Source organism: Desulfosarcina sp. (assembly GCF_033791525.1).
Lineage (GTDB): Bacteria > Desulfobacterota > Desulfobacteria > Desulfobacterales > Desulfosarcinaceae > Desulfosarcina.
This window is the reverse complement of the sequence record NZ_JASJGN010000154.1, coordinates 1-20807: the sequence shown is the minus strand read 5'-3', so window position 1 is coordinate 20807 and position 20807 is coordinate 1. Positions and strand designations below refer to the sequence as shown.

Genomic DNA, 20807 nt, shown 5'->3' with positions numbered 1-20807 from the left:
CCGACCCCAACGGGTTGAACATCGGTGATGGCGTTGAGCGGTCCGGTTGGCAGAACGCCCGGGGCAATGCCCAGTTCCCTGGCTCGTTTTCTCATGGATAGCATATTCACTCGATTCAGAATTGACGGATTCGTAAAAAGCCCGATGTCTGCGTTACGCTTCATCCCTCGTCACTGCGGAGTACAGTAAGTACACCTCATTCCTCGGGATTCGCAAGCCTTGATCTCGGGCTTTTTACGAACCCGTCAGAAAATCTAACTTTATACTAATCCAACAGAAAATTTGTATTTGATATTCTTTGGCGGTCAAGTACAATCGCCGTATACTCCGCAACGGTTGCCGATAACCCATGACGATGCTGTTTTGTATCATATGCCGTGACAGGGGATCCCGGCAACCTTGACGGAGTCGTAAAAAGCCCGATATCTGCGTTACGCTTTATCCTTCGTCACTGCAGCGTACCATAAGTACGCTGCCTACGGCACCCGCGATAGCGGTATTCTCAGGATGGAACATGAATGTTCGCCGTAAGGATCTTTATCGATTTGCCATTGGCTCACCGAAACTCGCTTTCGCGGCCCGCAAGCCTTGATCTCGGGCTTTATACGACTCCGTCGGAAATGCGACTTTTTACAGATTCATCAACCTTCATTTAATCGAGGTACCCCATGAACATGCGTATCGTTGCTGCTCCCAACGCATTTAAGGGCAGCATGAACGCCGTGCAGGCGGCGGAAGCGATGAAAACGGGCATCCTGGCCGTTATTCCCCAATGCGATGTCACCTGCGTCCCTGTGGCCGACGGGGGAGACGGGCTCATTGAAGTCATGCTTGCCGGATTGAGCGGGACACGGGTTGAGGTAATGGTTTCCGGCCCAAGAATGGAACCGCTTTCGGCACCGTTTTGCATGGTACCCTCTCGGAAGCTGGCCGTGGTGGAAATGGCCAAAGCCAGCGGGCTGGCCCTGTTGCCGAAGGCGCGGCATGACCCGACGCGCACCACCACAATCGGCACCGGCGAGCTGATTCGTGCGGCCATGGACAACGGCGCCACGCGAATCATCGTAGGGATCGGCGGCAGTGCCACCTGCGACGGGGGGATCGGCATGGCGGCTGCCCTGGGATACCGGTTTCTCGATGAAACCGGCACACCGGTCGAACCGGTGGGAGGTTCCCTGGGAGCGATCGCCTCCATCGACCGCCAGAATCTCGATCCACGGCTGGACGGCGTATCCGTGTCGGTGGCCTGCGACGTGACCAACCCGTTGACCGGCGACAATGGCGCTTCGGTGGTCTACTCTCCCCAGAAAGGCGCTTCGCCCGAGCAGGTCACCCGGCTCGACACGGGGCTGGCCAACCTGGCGCGGGTCGTCCAACTGGACCTGGGCGTCGCCATTGCCGATATGCCGGGAGCCGGTGCGGCAGGCGGCCTGGGCGGTGGACTGCATGCCTTTGTCGGTGCCGATCTGAAGCCGGGCATCGACCTGGTCATCGATGTGGTCGGGCTCAAAGACGCTATTGCCGGTGCCGACCTCGTGTTGACCGCCGAGGGACGGATCGATCGTCAAACCCGGTTCAACAAAGCCCCGGCGGGTGTGGCGCGAACAGCAAAGGCAGCCGGTGTCCCCTGTATCGCCATTTGCGGCGGGGTCGGTGACGGCATTGCATCGCTTTACGATATCGGCATCGATGCCGTCTTTTCGATCTGCAGCGGTCCGCAATCGCTGGCAGCGGTCATGCAGGACGCGGATGGTCTGCTGGCCCGGCAAACCGAGCAGGTGGTCAGAACTTTTCTTGCCGGGCGATGGGTGCGGCCGGCGGATCAGTATTCATAAAACAGCCGCTGTATTTCACCTAACCGGCGTTTTTTCAACAGCGCCAGCATCAGCAGGACCCGTGCCTTGGCCGGGTTGAGTTCATCCGAGGCGATAAAACCCATGCGGTCATCATCGATCTCCACGTTGCGCCCCACTTTCCCGGTGGGCACGCGGGAGCTGCGGACGATGATGACGCCATTTTTCGCCGCCCGGGCTGCCCGTTCGATGGTCGCCGCGTTCATGTTGCCGTTGCCATCACCGGCGACCACAATCCCCTTGGCGCCTTTTTCCATGGAACCGTCGATGAGGTCGGCCGGCATGTCCGCGCAGGCGTAAATGATATCCACCCGGGGTAGGGACCTGACCCCTTCCACAGAGAATTGGCTTTTATGGGTGTGTTTACGAAACGGCCGGCGGAAGTATTCGGTTTTACCATAATTGACCGTTCCGATGAGGCCATTGATCGGGGAAATGAAGGTTTCTACCGAGGTGGTGTTGGTTTTGCTCAGTGAATGGGCGCCGTGGATCCGGTCATTCATCACCACGAGCGCGCCACGCCCGGCGGCATCCGGATCGGCGGCGACGGCAACGGCGTTGTACAGGTTGAGCGGACCATCGGCGCTGATGGCGGTAGATGGTCGCATGGCCCCTGTCAGAACCACCGGCTTTTTGCTTTTAATGGTCAGGTTTAGAAAGTGGGCCGTCTCTTCCATGGTGTCCGTGCCATGTGTGACGACCACGCCGTCGACCCCATCGGTGCCCAACAGGGCGTTGATCCGGTTGGCCAGGTCGATCATGATGGCAAAGGTGATATCCTGGGAACCCACATTGGCGACCTGCTCGCCGCGGACACGGGCAATCTCGGTCAGACCGGGTACCGCGCCGATCATGGCCTCAACGGTCACCCGACCGGACGTGTACCCTGCCTGAGTCGCGGATTCGGCTGAACCGGCAATGGTGCCGCCCGTGGCGAGAATCCTCACACGGGGAGGTTTGTCAGGTTGGTGGTGGATGCGCTTCGTCTGCATGGCGTTACCCTACCGGAGTGTTGCCGGTTCGCGGTTGCTCATTAACGGTTTCAATTGTTGGTTTCCTTTTCGGTGATCTTTATTCGCCGGTGACCTGATGGGATGCGAAGCAGAAGGGATCTTTGTCCGTGAAGACGTCCAGGCCCATGCTGTAGGCGATGGCCAGGCACCTCGGCAGACCGGGTTCAGGCGGCAGTTGCGGCAGGCCCGGCTGCCTGTGCGATAGCGTTCGGCCAGATCAGTGTGATAAATGTCGTAAAGATTATGTTTGGTGATGTTTCCGACCAGCGAGGGAAATTTCCTGAAGGCGTGCACCTCGCTGTCCGGCTGCAGAGCCAGGAAGTTGAATGCCGCTCCGCAGCCGTGGCCGGTGCATCCGCCGAACAGCGCCTCGTTTTTTTCCTGATGAACAATGTTGATCAGGTTGTCCTTGAGCCCCATTTTCGGGTTTTTGTCAGTCGCCGCATAGTACTCCCTTAAAGGTGATATTTTCATTTCCCCCTGGGGCAGGAACTCGGCAGACTGATTTTGGCGATGAAGTAATGGTGCTGGTATTGAAATACCCTAATGGAATGAAATATCCTGATTATTGAAAAATATCAGATGGATTTTTGGATGTCAATCATGTGTGATACCGCTTGGTAAAACTGGCCCCGTGACGGTCATTTTGCTGATGCGCGACAGAGAGGTATCGCAACACGGGATGCAGGTCGCGTTTCGATTCGGGCGGGCCAACTGGCCTGGTGTGGTTGAACCATTTTAGTAGAGGCGAGCCCGAAGCGATGAAATGGCCGCAAAGATGGGCTCAGGCGATCTTGCCTTTGACAAGATTCATTGCCATCTGCTATAGATTATTGGAAAAATTAGCTCCGCCGGGGAATTGTTTCCTTTTTCATTCTGATCCGGCGTCGCTGGATTACAATTTTTCGACAGGCAACGGCCGGGAGACCTTATTTCTTTGATACCCGGCCATCGGTACGATACCTTTAGAAAAATAGAGGACGCGACAACCCATGGGGGTACCGCTGATCGAAGAATTGTTGACCGGCGACAGCAATGAAATCCGGGACATCGCCAAAAACGAGGCGGTATTGGTCGGATTCCTGACATTGGCCAAAGGCGTCGATGATCTGCCGGATATGAGCACCCGCTTCTATGAGGAGCCGCGCAGCCTGTACCAGGTGACCTCGACCGGCCGTACCATAGATGAACTGGTGGAAGTCCTCTCCTCCTTTTTCGGCTACCCGGCCAAGGCCCCCGGCAAAGGTCTTCCTGTTTCCCTGCGCTTCGACCCCACGGTGAAATTCCTGGGAGGCATCCGCAAAGATCAGGCCCTTTTCCTGAAGAACATTAAAACCGGCTCGTTTTACGGTGCCCTGTGGCCCTGGAAGCAGGACGCGGGTAAGATCGAAGTCCTCTTGGGATTCTGTTCACCCAGCATAAGCGATGAGGATTACCAACAGCTGGGAACCCTGGTTCAAAAGTTTTTAAGCAATAAAAAGATTGAAACCATTACCGATGTGGGTGGGCAGATCCACGGCATCAGCCTTCCCTCGTTTCTTCAGATGTCGGAAATGGAGGGCGCCACCTATGCGCTCAAAGTGTCCAGCGGCAACCGCACCGGCTATCTCCATCTTGAGGGCGGCAGCCTTGTCGCGGCGCAGGTTGAGGGGATGGCCGGCAACGAAGCCGCCTACCGGATTATCAGCTGGGACAATGCCGCCATTCAGATTGAAGCGGCCGATCCCGATCAGGTTAGAGAGATCCACGACCCGCTCATGAGCGTGATGATGGAGAGCCTGAAAATCAAAGACGAGGCCGGTGCTCAGCTGCCGCCACCGCCGTCCGATCGCCAGGCCCCGGCACGACCGTCCAAATCGAAGAAAGCCCCGCCGGCGGAGCATCCGGCAACGGTTGGAAAAACCCAGCCGCTAAAAGAGCCCGTGAAAAAAGCTTCGAAGCCGGTTCCGAAGAAGCCCGCCAAAAAAGCACCGTCCCAACCGCCCCCGCCGGAATCAATGGAATACCTGGAGCTATCGGAATTAGCGGACTTACAGGAATCGCCAAAACCGGCGGTGGCCGTACCCTTTGAAAAAAGCACCGACCATTCAGTGGGCAAGCAGGATCAGATGGGGAGGACCGGCAAACTGCTCTTCGTATTGGGGGTGGTGATTCTTTTTGCCATTGCTGTTACCGTCGGTGGATGGCTGCTCAAAAAGAGACAGCTCAATCGCCGGTACGACCAGTTGATCGCTGACCTTTCGGTCACCAAGGCGCTCGACGCCCAGATTGTGATGCTGATGCAATACATCAAAGCGCACCCTGAAGATGCCCACCGGTCGGAACTGGAGGGCCGGCTGAACGATACCCATGCCGAAATTGAAAAGCAGGACTATGAAAAAACCATTCTGGATGTCAATGACCTGGCAATTGACGAGAATTACGAGAAAAAAGCACTTTCCCTGTATACTTCCTTTGTAAAAAAGTTTCCCCAAAGCACCTATGCCGCACAGATCAATGAAGCCATTGGCGGTATCCGGAATTTGCTGGGAACCGCTTATTTCGAGGGTCTTAAAAAGGTTTCCACCACCGATTTCCTGGAGCGCCACGCCGCCTATCGTGAATATTTTGAGCAGTTTCCGGAAGGTTCGGAACGAAAGGCCGTGGAACGGATGATCAGCGATCTGGCCCAAGAATATTTCGGAGTCATCGAGAAGCAGACCGCCACTTGCGATGACCAGGAAAATTGGGACGGCTGCATCGCCCAATGCGACCAGTTTCTATCGGCTTTTACCAATGGGATTTGGGTAGAAAAGGTCAGGATGCTGCGCACCATGCTTAAAGATAAAAAGGAGGTCATGGACTTGACAGCCAAGTCGGCCCTGGTGGCTGATGACTATGTCAAGGCCAGAAAGATCTATCTCGACTATCTCGAAAAACGGCCGGATACCACTCAAAAAGAGGCCATCGCTGAGCGCATCAATGCATTGAATACCGACCTCGCCAGGCAGGAGGCATGGAAAAAAACGGCGGCCTATGCCACCAACCCGGACAACGACATTGTTAGCCGGATCCAGCGGCTGGACATGTATGTGGAGAACCATGCATCGGGGCCTTATGGCATACTCGCCAGAAACATGAGAGCGCAGCTCGACCCGGAACTTCAGGATGCCATTCGTGTCCAGCGGGCAGATGCGGCGCGACGGGAGGTGTTGGCCCGGCAGCAGGCTGAGCGGGCCCGGCAGGCTAAAGAGGCCCAGCGCATTCAGCGGCTTCGGGATCAGGTGGCCAAGCAACTGCGCCCCGTGGCGAGTCGGTTCACCGACCACCGGGACGGTACGGTTAGCGACAAGGTGACCGGGCTCACCTGGTGCCTGCTGGATTCTCACCTGGATCTCGAAACATGCATTCCCTATCAAACGGCCAAGGAATACGTTCAGGGATTGCGCACCGGTGGCCATTCGGACTGGCGTCTTCCCACGGCCGGCGAACTGGCCACGCTCTATAAAAACAGGCCTTTTTTCCCCGATAGCGGCGCCGCTTGGTACTGGACGTCTGAAACCTTTGTCAGGGGATATCACCGGGTGGTGGATGTGGTTACATCGCAGCCGGAAACCGTGTTCACAAGGAGTTCGAAAACCGAGGAAAGTTGCGGCGCTGTTCGTGCCGTACGCAAATAAACGGGGCTTTTTGCCGATCGATACGAGCGGCCTGCAACCGGAGCAGCAGGCAAGGGTGCACGGACAGGTACAGGTGGACAACAATTATTCATTGAAAAATTTTCCATTTGGGTTTATATCTGCTTCGTTTTTCAATGACCAAGTTCCAAGCTAAGAATTGAAGAGGGGGAAGCGTATGCGTAGCCTATCGTTTGTGGGGGTGGTGTTGTTCATCGGTGTTGTGGCCTGTGTCTCGTTGGGGGTCGCCATTGCCGGGGATGAAGAGATGTGTGTTCCTTTAGGGATCATCACCCTGGAACCGCCGGAATCGATGGAGGCCAAACGGGCCGCCGTGGATTTCCAGCATGGTCGCCATCTGGTTCTTGCCTGCAACAACTGCCACCATACCTGGAAAGGTGCAGAGCCCATCGTAGGCTGCATGACCACCGGTTGTCACGATCTTGACACCCTGCCCAGACGAGAAGGATCCAAGGCCATCGACAAAGATCAGGCGTTCCGATATTACAAAAACGCATACCATGGCCAGTGCATCGGTTGCCACAAAACCATGAAGAAGGAAATTGAGCAGATGGCCAAGAGCATGGCGCCAATCGATGGAAAACTGCCGGTCACCGGTCCTGTCGGCTGCATCGGATGTCATCCGAAAGAATAAAATGACGATTACTTTTTGAACCTACCTTGTAAAAAAATCCCCCCATCGGATGATGGGGGGATTTTTATTTAACCCCTCAGCATATAATAGATCAGCGGCAGGAAAATGGCCGGGAGCATGTTGCCGACTTTTATGTGGGTCAGCCGGAGCATGTTGATACCGATGGCGGCAATCAGCAGCCCGCCTACCCCGGACATCTGGGCGATCACACCGGCAGTCAGGTATGGCTTGAGCAGTGATGCCCCTAAGGTGATTGCACCCTGATAGACCAGTACCGGTGCGGCGGAGAAGATAACGCCGCTGCCGAAGGTGGAAGCGAAGACTACCGAGGTGATGCCGTCCAGCAGCGACTTGGCAAACAGGGTCTCATGGTTGCCTGCCAGTCCGCTTTCCAGTGACCCCACGATGGCCATGGACCCCACACAGAAAACCAGGCTGGCCGTTACCAAGCCCCTTGAAAAACCACCATCCGCCGATCGACTGATATGCTTTTCGGCGTAGACCCCCAGGGCTTCGATGTGGTCTTCGATCTGCATGGCTTCCCCCAACAGGCACCCGACGACCATACAGACGATGACACCGAGGAGATCTGTCGCATTCAGTGCCGAACGGACGCCGATGAGAATGACGGACAGGCTGATGGCCTGCATGATGGTTGTTTTATAGTTATCTTTGATACCTTTTTTAAGGAGCAGGCCAACCACGCCGCCTGCCACTATTGCCGCTGCATTCACAATGGTGCCGATCATGATGTACTCGCTTGCTTTCGGGGACGGAGACGCCCATCCGATAGAAAGTATGCAAGCCGGCAACAGGTGCCGGCTTGTGTGACAATGAATGGAATGGGTGGACCCTAAAGTGGTTTTCGGATTCCCCGTTCGAACAGTTCGAAGGCGGTGGCAAGGGTGGATTTCAGGTAATCCTTGTCTGAGCTGATAATTTTCTTGCTGGCTTCCCACAGTACAACGCCTGAGAACATGGACCAGAAGATGTCGGCCAGGGCCACGGGATGACAATCGACATAGATGCCTTTTTGCATCCCTTCTTCAAAAATCTTGGAGATGGCCCCGATGGATTTCTGGGACAGATCCTTTATCTCCTCCAGCAGCGAGTCGGAAAGGTTTTTCAGGGTCTCGCTGGATTGAAGGTGAAACATATTGATGATAATCAGCGGGTCAAAATCATAGACGTCGTACATGGCTTCCATGAGCGCGCTTAGCTTCTGGTCGGGTGACAGGGACGTTTCCTTGTTGACATGGGTGACGCGAATGTGGAGGTATTGGAGAATACGCAGTGACAGCGAGGCGTAAAGTTCTTCTTTGTTCTTAAAATAGAGATAGAGGGTGCCCGGGCTCAGTTCCGCCTCTTTGGCAATATCCTCCATGGTCGCCTTGTTGAACCCCTTTTCTGAAAATACCCGTTTTGCGGCAACGATAATCTGCTGCCGCCGCCGCTCCTTTTCTCTTTCTTTTCGTTCCTGAATACCCATGATGCAATTGTTTCCTGAATGTTATTTATTAAGAAAACGTCTCTACAATGAATAATGTTGGCAGGGTCAAGGGAAAACTCCTGAATCTTCTCGAGACCCTGTTGTTGCATATTGATGGCCGGCAGCGATGGCGTGGACCAGTAACAAAACAAAGAAAATTAAGTCTATAAAGAAAAAAGTCAAGAGATGCGAAAGGCGCTGTGCCGGTATAAAACACTGGCTATACCGGAAACGTTTAGGACGGGTTTGTTTGCGTCCGTTAAGGAACTGCGGTTTGCGTTTTGCGGCTACCCCATAAATACGGACAGGGTGTTGTTGCGGGCGTTGACGTGCTGGATGGTGACCTGCACCAGATCCTCGGGTTTCAGGTGGATGCCGCTCGACTGGGGCAGGGGGCATTCGATCATGTAAGCCTTGAGCAGGATGGAATAGGCATTTCTCCGCCGCTGCAGGACGATGGCCTCTTCTTTGCCACCAATTCGTCCTTCCAGGTGTTTGAGCAGCCAGTAGCGGTTTCTGCGAAACTGGATCCGCCCCACATCGGCCATGGGCTGGGCCAGCTGTCCGATAATGTCCTCGATCTCCTTTTCGGTGTATGCCGTTTCAAGGCCCAGAACTGCCCGAAGCTGGCGCTGCGTGACCAGATCGAAATACTTCCTGATGGGCGAGGTGGCGGTTACATAGGCATCGAGGCCCAGTCCGCAATGATGATCCGGACCTGATCTCAGCACAAACCGGTTGAGCAGCTTTCGCTGCATCCAGTTTTGAAACAGGGAGCCGGTACCGTTTTTTAGAATGCGGTCTTTGGGCTTTGGCTGCGATCTGAAAATAGCCGGCGTGTTGTTCTCCGCAAGAAAACGGGCCGACAGCCAGTTGGACAGGATCATCATTTCGGCGATCAGCATTCGGCCAGGGCTCTCCCGGTTTACCCGATTGACCACGGGAATGCCGGATTCATCCAGCCAGATGTTGATTTCAGGAAGGGTGATCTGGATGGCGCCCTGGCCCAGGCGTTTTTCCCTGAATCGGGTGGCGATGTTGTAAAGCGTCCCGATGGCCTCGCCCTCTTCTGCACTGACGTTGGCTTCGAAATAGCTGAGCTGATGGTCGACGCGAATGATGGAGGGAAATATGTCGTAGCTGAGGATGTCGCCAGTCAGGCTGATTTTCACCATGGTGCTGATCGCTGGCCGGAGATGATCTTTTTTGAGGCTCAATCGGTTTTCTGCAAGCAGGGGGGGTGCCATGGAGATCCGGTTGTCCGGCATATAAATGGAACTTCCGCGCGAGCGGGCCTCCCGGTCCAGCAGGTCCCCCTTTTTGATATGCTCGGCCACATCGGAGATATGGATTCCCACGAGAAAATGATCGTCCCGGGTTTCAATGCTCAGGGCATCATCAAAATCCAGGGTGGATTGACCATCGATGGTGATAGTGGTCAGGTGGGTGAGATCCACCCGGCTGCTGTCTTTGAACGTGCCAGCCGTTGCCGCTGGCACAGACTGGGCCCATTCGAGGACTGGCTGCGAAAAATCAGTGGGGATTTTATAGCGCAGCAGATCCACATTTTCGTCCGGCGTCCAGACCCCTACGGCCACCAGATGATTGAAGATGGCTTCAGATGAAGTCAGATCGGCCCTTTTCATGATCGTCCTGGCCGCATCGTAATCGGGGCTTTCTTTATCGAACAGGTAAAATGATTTGAATTTTTCCGCCAGCTCCCGGTGGCATGCCGGCGGCTGAGCGGTCGATCCCGACTTCACAGACTGGATCCATGCTGCACCAGCGTCAATGAGTCGATTCCTGCGGGCGGCTTTTCGTTCTATGTCGATGATGGCTGCCACCTGTTCTTCAGTGTGGGGTAGGAATCGGTCAGGCTTGAACCTGAAATAGCGCCGGCTTTTAAACAGGGCCCGGATTACTCCCGATTGGTGATCATCGTCCTCTGCCGTCGGGAAACACAGGCCGGTCATGGTATCCAGATCGATCCACGTCTGTTCCTGGTTGAGGACTTCCCAGAGCGCTTCGATCTCGATCTCATCGGCAATGGCACTTCGTTTGATAGACAGCTCCCGCAGCGAATCCACCAAACGGTTCCTGCCCGCGGACATGTCCAGACGCATGCTTCCCCTGTGAGACAGCCGTTGGGCGGCCACTTTGACCTCCCGGTTGTGTTCGGTCAACAGGCGGAGCCTCTGGTTACCGCCTTCCATCACCACCGTGCAGATGATTTTTTGATCGTCAATATATTCTACAATTTCACCAGATTCCATAGCTAATTGTATTAGCAATCCCCCTGGTGAAAGTCAATGTGCGGACACGATGCGACGATTGTCCATCGGCCAGAAGACCAAAAAAATCTCCTCGCGGTTTATAAAAAAAGGCAGGGCCGCAGGCCCTGCCTTTATGGGTGACGGATCGATGGCGTTTTTTATTTTACAGCGTCTTTCAGTGCTTTTGCCGGTACGAACTTGGGAACCATTCTGGCTTCAATCTGGATTTCGGCTCCGGTCTGGGGATTGCGGCCGGTGCGGGCTTCACGCTTGGCGGTCTTAAAACTTCCAAAACCGGCGATCTGAATAGGCTCATTCTTTTTCAGGGCACCCGTGATAGCGGAAAAAACACCATCCACGACTTCCTGAGCCTGCTTTTTGGTAGAAACGATCTGGGCCACTTCGTTGATTAAATCACCTTTATTCATTGATATTCTCCTCCATTTAAAGTGTAAACATAAGGACCGTTAAGGTGGCCACCTATATCTGCAAATGCCCTGTCAGTCAAGTGATTAAACGGTTTTCGGGCGTAATCCCGAAAACCGCCGGCCGTCTGTTTATCCTTAGGCGCCCGCATCTGTTATTCTTTATAATGGCAAGTCATGGGGGGATCCGCCTTATGGAATTTGCAACTATCCGAACCTTGCCAATTGCTATGCACGGTGAACGATTTTGGTATATTAGTAAGGGGTCGGCAGGTCTGGCATTATGAATCGATTTCCATGGGCAATGGGTATTTTATGCCACAATGAACGTCGACGATGAATCGATTGGGTCTATGCGACTATTATTTAACCATCTCATATAAATAGTAAATTGTTCAATTTTCGAGTCATTTTTCAAGATGGCACCATCATTGCTGATAAGCTTCGTGTGAGGCGGCATCCTGAATATGATTGGTGTGCCAGTGGAAATCGTGCTGTCGATGGTTGCGGATCTGAAATTGAACTGCCTGCGTTGAGCTTCCCGCCGCTTCACTACTCCTGGTGTGACCCACCTGGCGTTCATTTCCAGAATCCTTTTCTGGCAAACGGATGGTGCCGCCCCCCTGGCGGTGGAAAGGAAGACAACCGATGGCCATTAATTTCAAGATTTTCCAGCACAAAAACAGCAATAGTGTCCACCTCACCCTCGACGGAGATTTCGATGGGACATCCGCTCATGAGTTGGTCAATACCCTCAAATCTTACGGACCGGACGTGGAGCAGGTCTTTATTAATACCAACGGATTGAAATCGGTTCATCCCTTTGGTCAGGTCGTCCTTCATCGCAATCTTTCCGGCCTGTGCAGCCGTTGCAGGAACCTGGTGTTCATCGGCGACCATGGCCGGCGGCTGTCCAGGCCGTGGGTTCAATAACTTTCAGGCAGTGCCGGGCGGACTTTAAACACCCGCTCTTTGCGAATCTGTACGGTTCCCGGTTTGGCGCCGCGAGGTTTGGTGACATGGCGGGCCAGGGTTCCGGAAACCGCGACGACCCCGCCACCCCGGGCTTTGCTGTGGTAGGCTGCAATGGCGGCGGCCTGGTTCAGGGTATTCCGGCCCGGCATCCGACCGTCGGCGGCTATCAGGACTACGTGACTGCCGGGCATACCGCGCACATGGAACCACCAGTCGTTGGGGCCGGCGACCTTCAGGCTGAGGCGATCGTTGTCCGCATCGGTTTTTCCTGCCATCACCCGGTGGCCGTCAGGGAGTGTATATTCCCACACGCGTGGCGGGTCGGGCCGATGTACGCTGCTTTCGGGTCGATCTGTCAACGGTTCCTCCTTTTTCCAATCCATCAGGGCCACAGGGTATGCCGACGGCGTAAGAAATTCAAAGGATTTTCCCTGGGAATTGACACGGTGAATGGGGGCGGATAAATTGGAGCAGGATCAAGCGCCAGTGAGATCATCAATGTCCTCTTCTACCATCTTAGAACCGTGTCTTGCCATATCATTGGTTTAAAATGCATGCATAGTCAAATTTTAACCGTGCTTCTCGGGCTCGCCATCTTGACGGGCGCAGGCCCGGTGGGTGCCGATATGGTGATTCTCAGGTCGGGAGAGATGTTTCAGACCCCAAGCGCGTGGAAGGAAAACGGCACCGTCAACTATTATAAAGATGGCCAGTTGGTGAGAGTCGATGAAAAAGAGGTGGCTCGGCTGATTCAATCACCGACGCCGATTGAAGATAAACCGCCTTCCGAGCAACGTCCGGCCGCCGATCTTAGACCCCCATCCGACCTTCCTGCCGCCGGCCATCCCCTTCCACACCCACCGGGGATCAGTGATGACCCCGGGTACCTTGACCTGAGATGGGGCCAGCCGCTCTCCCAGTTTGAAGGCTTGGCACTCGTGGGAACCGATCCCGCATATGGAGGCGTGAAGCAATACTCCCACATACAGCGGAAAAAGCGTTTCGGCCGCGCGGGTGTGGACAATATCTTTTACGGGTTCTGGCAGGGGGGGCTTTACACCATTCTCGTAGAGACCAGCAATTATGTGGATTTCATGGAACTGAAGGCTGAGGTTTTCCGGCGTTACGGTGAAGGCGGGCAGGAAGGTGACCATGAAGAAAAGTATCGCTGGTCGGGGAAGGGTTCCGACCGGCTGCTTTCCTACGATTTCGACTCGGATACGGGTTATTTATGGATGCGCTCCCAGGCCCTGCACGAAAAGGTCCGGGCGCGCTATCCGGAGTAACAGCTCCATCGTCGCGCCAGTCGTCTAATTCCTCTAAGAAGATGCGATCACCCGATATGCATGGCTGTGAAGCGTGCTTACCACAGCCGGACGGATTCGATCAGGGCGCTTGTTGAGGCCTGAGCCGGCCGATGACGTTCACCGGACCGGGAATCAGCCCTTGCCGGATCATGATCTGCTCAGTCTGTTGCCATGCCGTTGTATCGATATGGCCGATGGGGATGCCGGGGTCGGGTTGGATCATCTGACGGGTGGCCGTCAGTTGACGGCGCATGACCGCTTCCGATGTATCACGATCGTATTTTGCCACTGCCCGGATAACCGCGCTTTCGTTGGACGGCGCCATGGCTGCCTGCCATCCGGCCAGCAGTGCCCGGGTGAATCGGCCCACTGTTTGCGGATGGTGATCCATCATTTTGGTTGAGGTAACGACGCTGTTGGCTGCGAACCGAACCCCATGTTCGGACGGATCGAAAAAAGCCACCCGTTCGCCACCGGCCGCAAGCTTGTCCGACAAAAAGATCCCCTGGGTGTTGCGGTAAACCGGCCAAATCGTCACCTGATTTTGAAAAAAAGGTGTGTAGTCGTACCGAACGCTGGCCAGGCGAACCTGATTGTCGTCCATGCCGACGGTGGCTAGCAGGGCCCGCATGATGGTTTCGTCGTTGCCGCCGTAGGTGATGCCCACCGTCCGGCCCGCCAGATCCTGGATCCGTGTCAGGGAAAAGTCATCTGCCCGATAGATCCACTGGAGGGGGTTGACCTGAAACAGCTGGGCCAGCACGACCACCGCCGCCCCTTTGGCCAGTGCCCGAATCACCTGGTCCGCCGAGGCCACGCCGAACTGGGCATATCCGAGTTCCAACTCCCGGATGGCATCCCGCTCCGGGCCCCCGGCCTTGACCACGACTTCCATTCCTTGCCTGGAAAAAAAGCCCTGATCCAGCGCAAATACGTCCCCAGCGGTGCTGGCATTGATCAGCCATTTCAGGCGGTAGGCAACTTTTTCTTGTGCCAGAGCCGGGTTGGCCGAAATTAGGCTGCTGCCGACGACACCCAGCAGAATCAAAGCGGTAAGCCAGGGATGTGCAAGGCGTGGATTCATTGTGCAACCTCCCTTCAATGTGCAAAGACTATCCGGCCGCCCAGGCTTTTTTCAAACCGGCACCCAGCAGTTCCAAAATGCCCTGGTACAGGGAGAGGGTGATGCCGATGATAAACAGGGCCACCAGAATCTTGGACAGATCGCTCTGGTACAGGGCGATGCGAATGCTGTAGCCAATACCGGCATTGGCCGCGATGAATTCGGCCACGATGGTACCCGCCATGGCCAGGGTGGCACTGCCGGAAATAACAGTGGTCAGCTTGTGCAGGTTCTCGAAGGCCCGGATTTTCACTTCGAGCTGCCATCGCAGCCGGCCCGTCACCCGATAGAAATGTTCGATGTCGACCACGGGCTCGCTCATGATGCCGATGACCGACAAAAGCAGAGGGAAATAGCAGATCATGGCGGCGATGAACAACCGGGTCAGGAATCCATCCCCCAGCAGAATGAAAAGGATCGGTGCGATGGCCACAATGGGGTAAGCCTGCACGTTGTAGGCCGCCACCTTGATGAAAGAACCGAACCAGGTGGCCCGGCGTCCGGCCACGCCGACGCCCAGGGCCATCAGGATGGACAACACCTGGCCGATGACGGCCACGGCAAAAGTATCCAGCACATCGCCCACATAACGGGAAAATTCCGCCTGTCCCGTGAGCCAAACACCTGTGGGCCCCGGGATTACGTAATCGGAAAGATTCAAGACGAGCTTGATCCCGAACAGCAGGCCGATGCCCAGCAGGTAGACGATGAAAAACTGGAAGATTCGCCTATGCAGCATTCATGATCTCCAGCATGGAGCGCTCCAAGTCGGTTTTGTCCAGGGGCTGGTCTTCACGGTGATCCTGCCCGCTGATGCAACACGTCTGGGGCGATTGGTGAGCCCCGCGAAAGACGACGATCTGGTCACAGAACCGGGCCACTTCCACGACATTGTGTGAAATGTAGAGAAAACCGGCTTCCGGGAAGATCGATTTAATTTTGTACAAGATGGCCTGCCGGGTGGGTTCATCGACATTGGCCAGGCTTTCGTCCATGATGAGGATGCTGAAATCCTGGAGAAGGTACCGCAGCAGGTTGACCCGGTTGCATTGCCCCATGGAGAGTTGGGAGTAGCGCATGTCCATGAGTTTGATCAGGCCGAAATGGTGTATGAGTTCGTCTCTCAGCAGCCGACGGCCCGGGGGGGTGGTTTTTTCCAGGTGCCTGCCCACCGGTGACCATCCCGGCAGCCGCTCGCGGTTGTATGTATACAGACAGCGCATGTCGCCGATGGCCTTCACCCGCCCCGAGAAGCTATCGATGTTGCCGGAAATAATTTTGGCAAGGGTCGTCTTTCCGATGCCGGACGGCCCGAACAGGGCGTGAAAGCCCGGCTTGTCAATGGTCACATCGAGGCCATCGAAAAGCGGGGTCTCTGCGCCCGGATATCGAAAAGTGATGTCATGGCAGGCGATCATTTTCTCACACAAAAAGAATCCACCATTTCGAAAAGAGGACTCGAGGATTTTTTGTTTGACACAAATATATCTGTTCAATATCATTTAGAATTAGAATTTTCCAGTCATATCCTTAACATCAACGGGTAGATGAACGAATCCCCAATAGGCAAACGATATTGGCCGACCGTGGTTCTGGTTTTGACCACGGCAGCGGCCCTGGCAGTGTGCCTGCTTTTCTTGGTCTATCTGTACCTGCCGCAGCTGGTCACTGACCGGCTTCCCGTGGCGCAGATCCGGCGCCTGGGATTTGCGGATTTCTCGGGGCGGATCTCTACAATTGGCCTGTTCCAGACGGTGGCCGGACCATTTGTTTTCGGCCATGCCGACCAACCAGCCCTTTCCATTGGTTCCATCACCATTGGCTACACGCCGGGAGAACTGCGCCGAAAGAAAATTCGCCGTATTCGCATCAGTGATGTGACGGTCAACGGAACCCTTGGTCCGGACGGGTTGGCCTTGCCGGGGCTGGACCCAGCCACGCCGGCGAGAAAGGCGTCGGTCGACAAGTCAGGTTCAGACGCCGTGTCCCCGCTCGCGGGCATGGCGGTGGGGAAATTGGAAATCCGCAGCGGTATGGTCAACTTCACCTGGCACAACGCGACCTACAAAATTCCTTTTGAAGCAGATTTGAAACCAGATGGAAAGGATATGATGAAGTTGGATGTCCATGTGCGCCTGTTCCCACGCGACCAACTCCTGGCGCTGGCTGCAAAGGTGGACATGGACGACCAACAGGCAAGGGTAAGTCTCGACGGCTCCGCCATCTCCCTGGATCCTTTCGCCGATTTGATTCATCTCATTGCCGGACTGGAGGCCACCGGGAAAGTGACCGTTCAGACTCACGCAGTGGTGACATGGACCCCTTTTGCCATCTCCAAGGCGAATATCGACCTGACCTGGCACAGCGGTCGGCTGGCCTATGCGTCAGCCACCATTGAACCGGGGCGAGACGAGACGCCGGCTACCCTGTCGGCCGGATCCGAGGATTTCCGGACCTGGCAGGTCAGGGCCGGTGGGGTACAGCTTCAGACGCCGGCACCCGTGGCCATGAACATGCTGGCCGCAACCGTGAATCTCGGTGGAGACTTACGGGCAGCGGCGGGTAAGGCCGAATTGACACTCCTGCCCTGGTCCATTGACCGCCCGACGCCGGTTTCCCTGAAAGCCAGCGCCTCCCTGCCGTTGACATTCGATGTCACCCAAAAGGCTTCGGGGGAATGGACCGCCGGATTCAGTACGACTGGAAACAACCCGAGCACCCGATCGGATCCGCTGGATATGACCATTGCCGGAGCAAGTATCCATGGCGGTTCGCCCCGCTTCAGCCTGACGGCAAAGGGTGACGGGCAGGGTGGGGCCGCCGACTGGCAGTTGGACCTGAAGGAGATTCGGGCAATCGCCGCCGGGACCATCGTCAACCTGCCATCGGCCGACGCGAGGGGAACGCTGCAGTTCAAGCATGAACCGCATGACCCGGCTTGGACCGGTCACGCCCGGGTTCAGCTTCCCTCCCCGACTCTCGATGCCAAGGGCATGGCCGGTCAGCTCGATGCCTTGACCCTTTCCGCCCGGTTTCAAAAGCAAGGGCGCGATGCGCCGGTTGTCGATGCCCGGCTGCAATGCGCCAATGGCCGGTTTTATCACCTAGACAGTGGTCTGCATCTTTCAGGGGGGCGGCTGGACCTTCCTTTTCGTTCGGGCCCCAAGGCAAGGGGCAGTCAAGGCACTTTTTCCGTTGCACGGGTCGATCTCAATAAACGTGCTTTAGGAAAAATAAAGGGTCGGATCTCCCAGACCAATGATGCCTATACCTTTACCGCTACCCATGACAGTGACCGGTTTCCGGGAATGGCCGCGGTCCTTGCCGGCAACGTGCATATCAACCCGACCCGCTTTGGAGATGCAGACTTTACTTTCCAGATTCCATCATACGAGCTGCCGGCTGAAAGCGACCTGGGGCGTTTCGTCCCGGAGGCAAAAGGGGTGACGCTGTCCGGAACAATTTCTGCGCAAGGCAAGGGGTCGATCTCTTCTGCAGGCATCCACGGCGATGTCGATCTTGCCATGAAGGGCGGCGAACTGCGGATGACGGACAAGAAAATCACGGTGGCGGGGATCGATGCCAACCTGCGTTTCCCGGAACTGCCGCGTATTCGCAGCGGTCCTGCCCAGCCAATCCGGTTTTCGCGCGCCGCCATGGGCGGCATCGTGATGGACGGGGGCATGTTCGATGTCCAGGTGGAATCGGAGAACACGCTTTTTATCGAAAAGGGCCGTCTGAACTGGTGCGGCGGCAAGGTGGACGCCCAGGCGCTGCGGATCACGGCCGGCAAACAGGACTACCAGGTGAGCCTTTACTGTCAGCGTTTGGGCCTGTCCCGGATCCTCGAACAGCTGGGGACGGTTAACGCCAGGGGAAGCGGCACGGTAAACGGCAGGATTCCCATCGCCTACAGCAATGGCCGCATTCGTTTCGATGACGGGTTTCTCTTTTCCACCCCCGGAGAAACCGGACAGATTCAGCTCAGCGGTACCGAAATGCTCACCCGGGGAATTCCGACCGGAACACCTCAGTTTGCCCAGGTGGAATTGGCCCAGGAGGCGTTGAAGAACTACGCCTATACCTGGGCCAAGCTTGGATTGGCATCTGAAGGTGAGGATTTTGTCATGCGCCTCCAGTTTGACGGCAAGCCGGTCAACCCCTTGCCTTTTATTTATAAAAAAGAGATTGGCAGCTTCGTTCGCGTCAAGGCGGGTGCGCAGGGGTCAGTCTTCCAGGGCATCGGCCTCGATGTGAACCTTAGACTTCCCCTGAACCAGCTTTTGCAGTATAAAGACATCGTCAACATGATTCAGTAGGAGACATCTCATCTTTGAGATACCTTCCCATAAAGGAGAACCGCTATGCTGAAAAAGGTTTTGCTGCCGGTGGTGGCAATCGTATGGGCCTTATGGGGCCTTTCATCCTGCGCCACCCGCCACGAGGTCGAGGTGAAGCCGGTGGAAATCAAACCCATCCACATCACCATTGACGTCAACGTGAAAGTGGACCGGGCCCTTGACGATTTCTTCGGCGATATCGACGAAACCGCCGAAGCGATCAAACCAACCGAATAAGACCGGTGACAAACGGTGTTTTTTTTGGAAATGAAAGGACGATTGAGATGAACCAGACACGATATCTGTGGTTTATGGCAACGGTTGTTGTCGGTGTGTTTCTCTTTTCAGCCTCCGCATGTTGCGGTGATATAAAACAGCGGATGAAAGACCGGCTGCCGAGAATTATCGAACTCAAGGCTGCCGGCATTATCGGCGAGAACAGTCAGGGTTTGCTTGCCTTCGTCGGCGGTGACAGGCAGGAACAGGCGCTGGTGGAGGCTGAAAACAAGGACCGGCAGCTGGTATACAGGGCCATTGCCCAGCAGCAGGGCACCACTGCCGCGGTCGTCGGCCAGCGTCGGGCGCTGCAGATTGCCGAAAAGGCCAAGCCCGGGGAGTGGCTCCAGGATGCGGGCGGCAAGTGGGTTCAGAAATAACCCGCCAGATCCGATTAGACATTCAATTAAGCGCCGGCGGGGGCCGGTTGGAGGCCGTCTGGATTGGCCCCGGGCCCCATAAAGCACCCACCCTGGTATTCCTTCACGAAGGGCTGGGATGCGTGTCTCTATGGAGCGACTTCCCGGCCCGGCTGGCCGAAATCACGGGCTGCGGGGCATTGGTTTACAGCCGCTTGGGATACGGCGGTTCCGACCCTTGCCCGCTGCCGCGAGGTGTCGATTTCATGCACCACGAGGGCTTGAGGGTGCTGCCCGAGGTTATTCGGCAGACCGGCATTCTCGATCACCTTCTGGTGGGCCACTCCGACGGCGGCTCCATCGCCCTGATCCACGCCGGCGGTAATCCCTGCCCGGGCCTGAAGGGGGTGGTCACCCTGGCCGCCCACGTTTTTTGCGAAGCGCTCACCCGGCGAGCCATCGAAGCCGCACGCCAACGCTACCTCAACGGGGATCTTAAAGCGCGTCTATCCCTTTACCATGGGGAAAATACCCATTGTGCCTTCTGGGGGTGGAACGATGTCTGGCTTGATCCGGATTTCAGGCAGTGGACGATCGACGCATTCCTGCCGGCCATTCGTGTACCGGTGCTGGCTGTCCAGGGGCAAAATGACCCCTACGGGTCACAGGGCCAGATTGATCTCATCCAGGCCAAGACCGGGGGTGCGGTGGCTATTGATGTGGTTGCCGACTGCGGTCACGCGCCCCATCTGGAAAAAACCGATGCCGTGCTGACAGCCATCTCTGATTTTATGGTTGAAATACGAATCTGATCAATTCTTGAAAAAGTGGGTGGTGCTTTGGAGACACTTCCGTCGGAAACCCCGGAGGTGTTTGTCCCTGGAACTGAAAAAAGGTAAACCCGGTCTGTAACGGGTTTACGGGGCGGCGGGAAGACGCTCCATCACCTTGCCATTCTCGTCCAGTACAAAAATCAGGAATCCGTTCTCAGCGACTTGGCTGACAAGGTCCTCGTAGATGATGGCCTGCACTTCATATTTTCCCTTTTTTTCCAGGTGCAGAT

General features: G+C 55.8%; 20 protein-coding genes. 9 read left to right on the top strand and 11 right to left on the bottom strand.

Annotated features, from left to right (window positions below; translation table 11 throughout):
- The first annotated feature begins 668 nt into the window (after nt 1-668).
- Complete coding sequence (locus QNK41_RS07530) at nt 669-1835, top strand: glycerate kinase (RefSeq protein WP_319255354.1); 1167 nt, start codon at nt 669-671, stop codon at nt 1833-1835.
- Here QNK41_RS07530 and QNK41_RS07525 read toward each other — a convergent pair.
- Together QNK41_RS07525 and QNK41_RS07520 are read right to left on the bottom strand one after the other, a co-directional pair.
- A complete protein-coding gene (locus QNK41_RS07525; RefSeq protein ID WP_319255352.1) occupies nt 1823-2845 on the bottom strand; it encodes a type II asparaginase in 1023 nt (340 codons plus the stop codon). The two genes, QNK41_RS07530 and QNK41_RS07525, sit on opposite strands and share 13 nt — an antisense overlap.
- Before the next feature lie 9 nt (nt 2846-2854).
- A complete protein-coding gene (locus tag QNK41_RS07520; protein WP_319255350.1) occupies nt 2855-3340 on the bottom strand; it encodes a hypothetical protein in 486 nt (161 codons plus the stop codon).
- A 518-nt stretch (nt 3341-3858) separates the two neighbouring features.
- On the opposite strand from QNK41_RS07520, the gene QNK41_RS07515 reads away from it, so the two are divergent.
- Both QNK41_RS07515 and QNK41_RS07510 read left to right on the top strand, forming a co-directional pair.
- Nucleotides 3859-6525, top strand: coding sequence for a DUF1566 domain-containing protein (locus QNK41_RS07515; protein WP_319255348.1), 2667 nt, complete (start codon nt 3859-3861; stop codon nt 6523-6525).
- A gap of 175 nt (nt 6526-6700) precedes the next feature.
- Nucleotides 6701-7177 carry a cytochrome c3 family protein gene (locus QNK41_RS07510; RefSeq protein ID WP_319255346.1) on the top strand — a complete coding sequence of 159 codons (477 nt, stop codon included), beginning with the start codon at nt 6701-6703 and terminating at the stop codon, nt 7175-7177.
- A 68-nt stretch (nt 7178-7245) separates the two neighbouring features.
- Here the strand turns inward: QNK41_RS07510 and QNK41_RS07505 are convergent, their stop codons facing one another.
- The 5 genes from QNK41_RS07505 to QNK41_RS07485 form a co-directional block, all read right to left on the bottom strand.
- Nucleotides 7246-7926: a DUF554 domain-containing protein gene (locus QNK41_RS07505; protein ID WP_319255344.1), complete on the bottom strand. Its 681-nt coding sequence runs from the start codon at nt 7924-7926 to the stop codon at nt 7246-7248.
- A gap of 104 nt (nt 7927-8030) precedes the next feature.
- Complete coding sequence (locus QNK41_RS07500) at nt 8031-8666, bottom strand: TetR/AcrR family transcriptional regulator (protein ID WP_319255342.1); 636 nt, start codon at nt 8664-8666, stop codon at nt 8031-8033.
- A 287-nt stretch (nt 8667-8953) separates the two neighbouring features.
- Entirely contained in the window at nt 8954-10939 is a 1986-nt protein-coding gene (locus tag QNK41_RS07495; protein WP_319255340.1) for a ribonuclease catalytic domain-containing protein, read from the bottom strand.
- A 158-nt stretch (nt 10940-11097) separates the two neighbouring features.
- The gene (locus QNK41_RS07490) at nt 11098-11367 is read right to left on the bottom strand and encodes an HU family DNA-binding protein (RefSeq protein WP_319255338.1); all 270 of its coding nucleotides are present in this window, start codon (nt 11365-11367) and stop codon (nt 11098-11100) included.
- 425 nt (nt 11368-11792) lie between these two features.
- Nucleotides 11793-12020 (bottom strand): hypothetical protein, encoded by a 228-nt coding sequence (locus tag QNK41_RS07485; RefSeq protein WP_319255336.1) that lies wholly within the window; start codon nt 12018-12020, stop codon nt 11793-11795.
- Between QNK41_RS07485 and QNK41_RS07480 the strand changes: the two genes are divergently transcribed.
- Nucleotides 12013-12297 (top strand): hypothetical protein, encoded by a 285-nt coding sequence (locus tag QNK41_RS07480; protein WP_319255334.1) that lies wholly within the window; start codon nt 12013-12015, stop codon nt 12295-12297. The genes QNK41_RS07485 and QNK41_RS07480 overlap by 8 nt on opposite strands.
- Here the strand turns inward: QNK41_RS07480 and QNK41_RS07475 are convergent.
- Entirely contained in the window at nt 12291-12698 is a 408-nt protein-coding gene (locus QNK41_RS07475; protein ID WP_319255332.1) for an NFACT RNA binding domain-containing protein, read from the bottom strand. The two genes, QNK41_RS07480 and QNK41_RS07475, sit on opposite strands and share 7 nt — an antisense overlap.
- Before the next feature lie 195 nt (nt 12699-12893).
- Between QNK41_RS07475 and QNK41_RS07470 the strand changes: the two genes are divergently transcribed.
- A complete protein-coding gene (locus tag QNK41_RS07470) occupies nt 12894-13625 on the top strand; it encodes a hypothetical protein (protein WP_319255330.1) in 732 nt (243 codons plus the stop codon).
- A gap of 100 nt (nt 13626-13725) precedes the next feature.
- Here the strand turns inward: QNK41_RS07470 and QNK41_RS07465 are convergent, their stop codons facing one another.
- From QNK41_RS07465 to QNK41_RS07455, 3 genes are read right to left on the bottom strand one after another with little or no spacing between them, the layout of a single operon-like run.
- On the bottom strand, nt 13726-14730 hold the full coding sequence (locus QNK41_RS07465; RefSeq protein ID WP_319255326.1) for an ABC transporter substrate-binding protein: 1005 nt from the start codon (nt 14728-14730) through the stop codon (nt 13726-13728).
- 28 nt (nt 14731-14758) lie between these two features.
- Nucleotides 14759-15508: an ABC transporter permease gene (locus QNK41_RS07460; protein WP_319255324.1), complete on the bottom strand. Its 750-nt coding sequence runs from the start codon at nt 15506-15508 to the stop codon at nt 14759-14761.
- Nucleotides 15498-16199 (bottom strand): ABC transporter ATP-binding protein, encoded by a 702-nt coding sequence (locus tag QNK41_RS07455; RefSeq protein ID WP_319255322.1) that lies wholly within the window; start codon nt 16197-16199, stop codon nt 15498-15500. Before QNK41_RS07455 ends, QNK41_RS07460 begins: the two co-directional genes overlap by 11 nt.
- A gap of 117 nt (nt 16200-16316) precedes the next feature.
- Between QNK41_RS07455 and QNK41_RS07450 the strand changes: the two genes are divergently transcribed.
- The 4 genes from QNK41_RS07450 to QNK41_RS07435 are packed head-to-tail and all read left to right on the top strand — an operon-like array spanning nt 16317 to nt 20556.
- Nucleotides 16317-19088, top strand: coding sequence for a YdbH domain-containing protein (locus tag QNK41_RS07450; RefSeq protein WP_319255320.1), 2772 nt, complete (start codon nt 16317-16319; stop codon nt 19086-19088).
- A gap of 45 nt (nt 19089-19133) precedes the next feature.
- A complete protein-coding gene (locus QNK41_RS07445) occupies nt 19134-19346 on the top strand; it encodes a hypothetical protein (protein WP_319255318.1) in 213 nt (70 codons plus the stop codon).
- Between the two features lie 47 nt (nt 19347-19393).
- Nucleotides 19394-19765, top strand: coding sequence for a YdbL family protein (locus QNK41_RS07440; protein WP_319255316.1), 372 nt, complete (start codon nt 19394-19396; stop codon nt 19763-19765).
- Entirely contained in the window at nt 19750-20556 is an 807-nt protein-coding gene (locus QNK41_RS07435; RefSeq protein WP_319255314.1) for an alpha/beta hydrolase, read from the top strand. Before QNK41_RS07440 ends, QNK41_RS07435 begins: the two co-directional genes overlap by 16 nt.
- Nucleotides 20557-20807 lie beyond the last annotated feature (251 nt).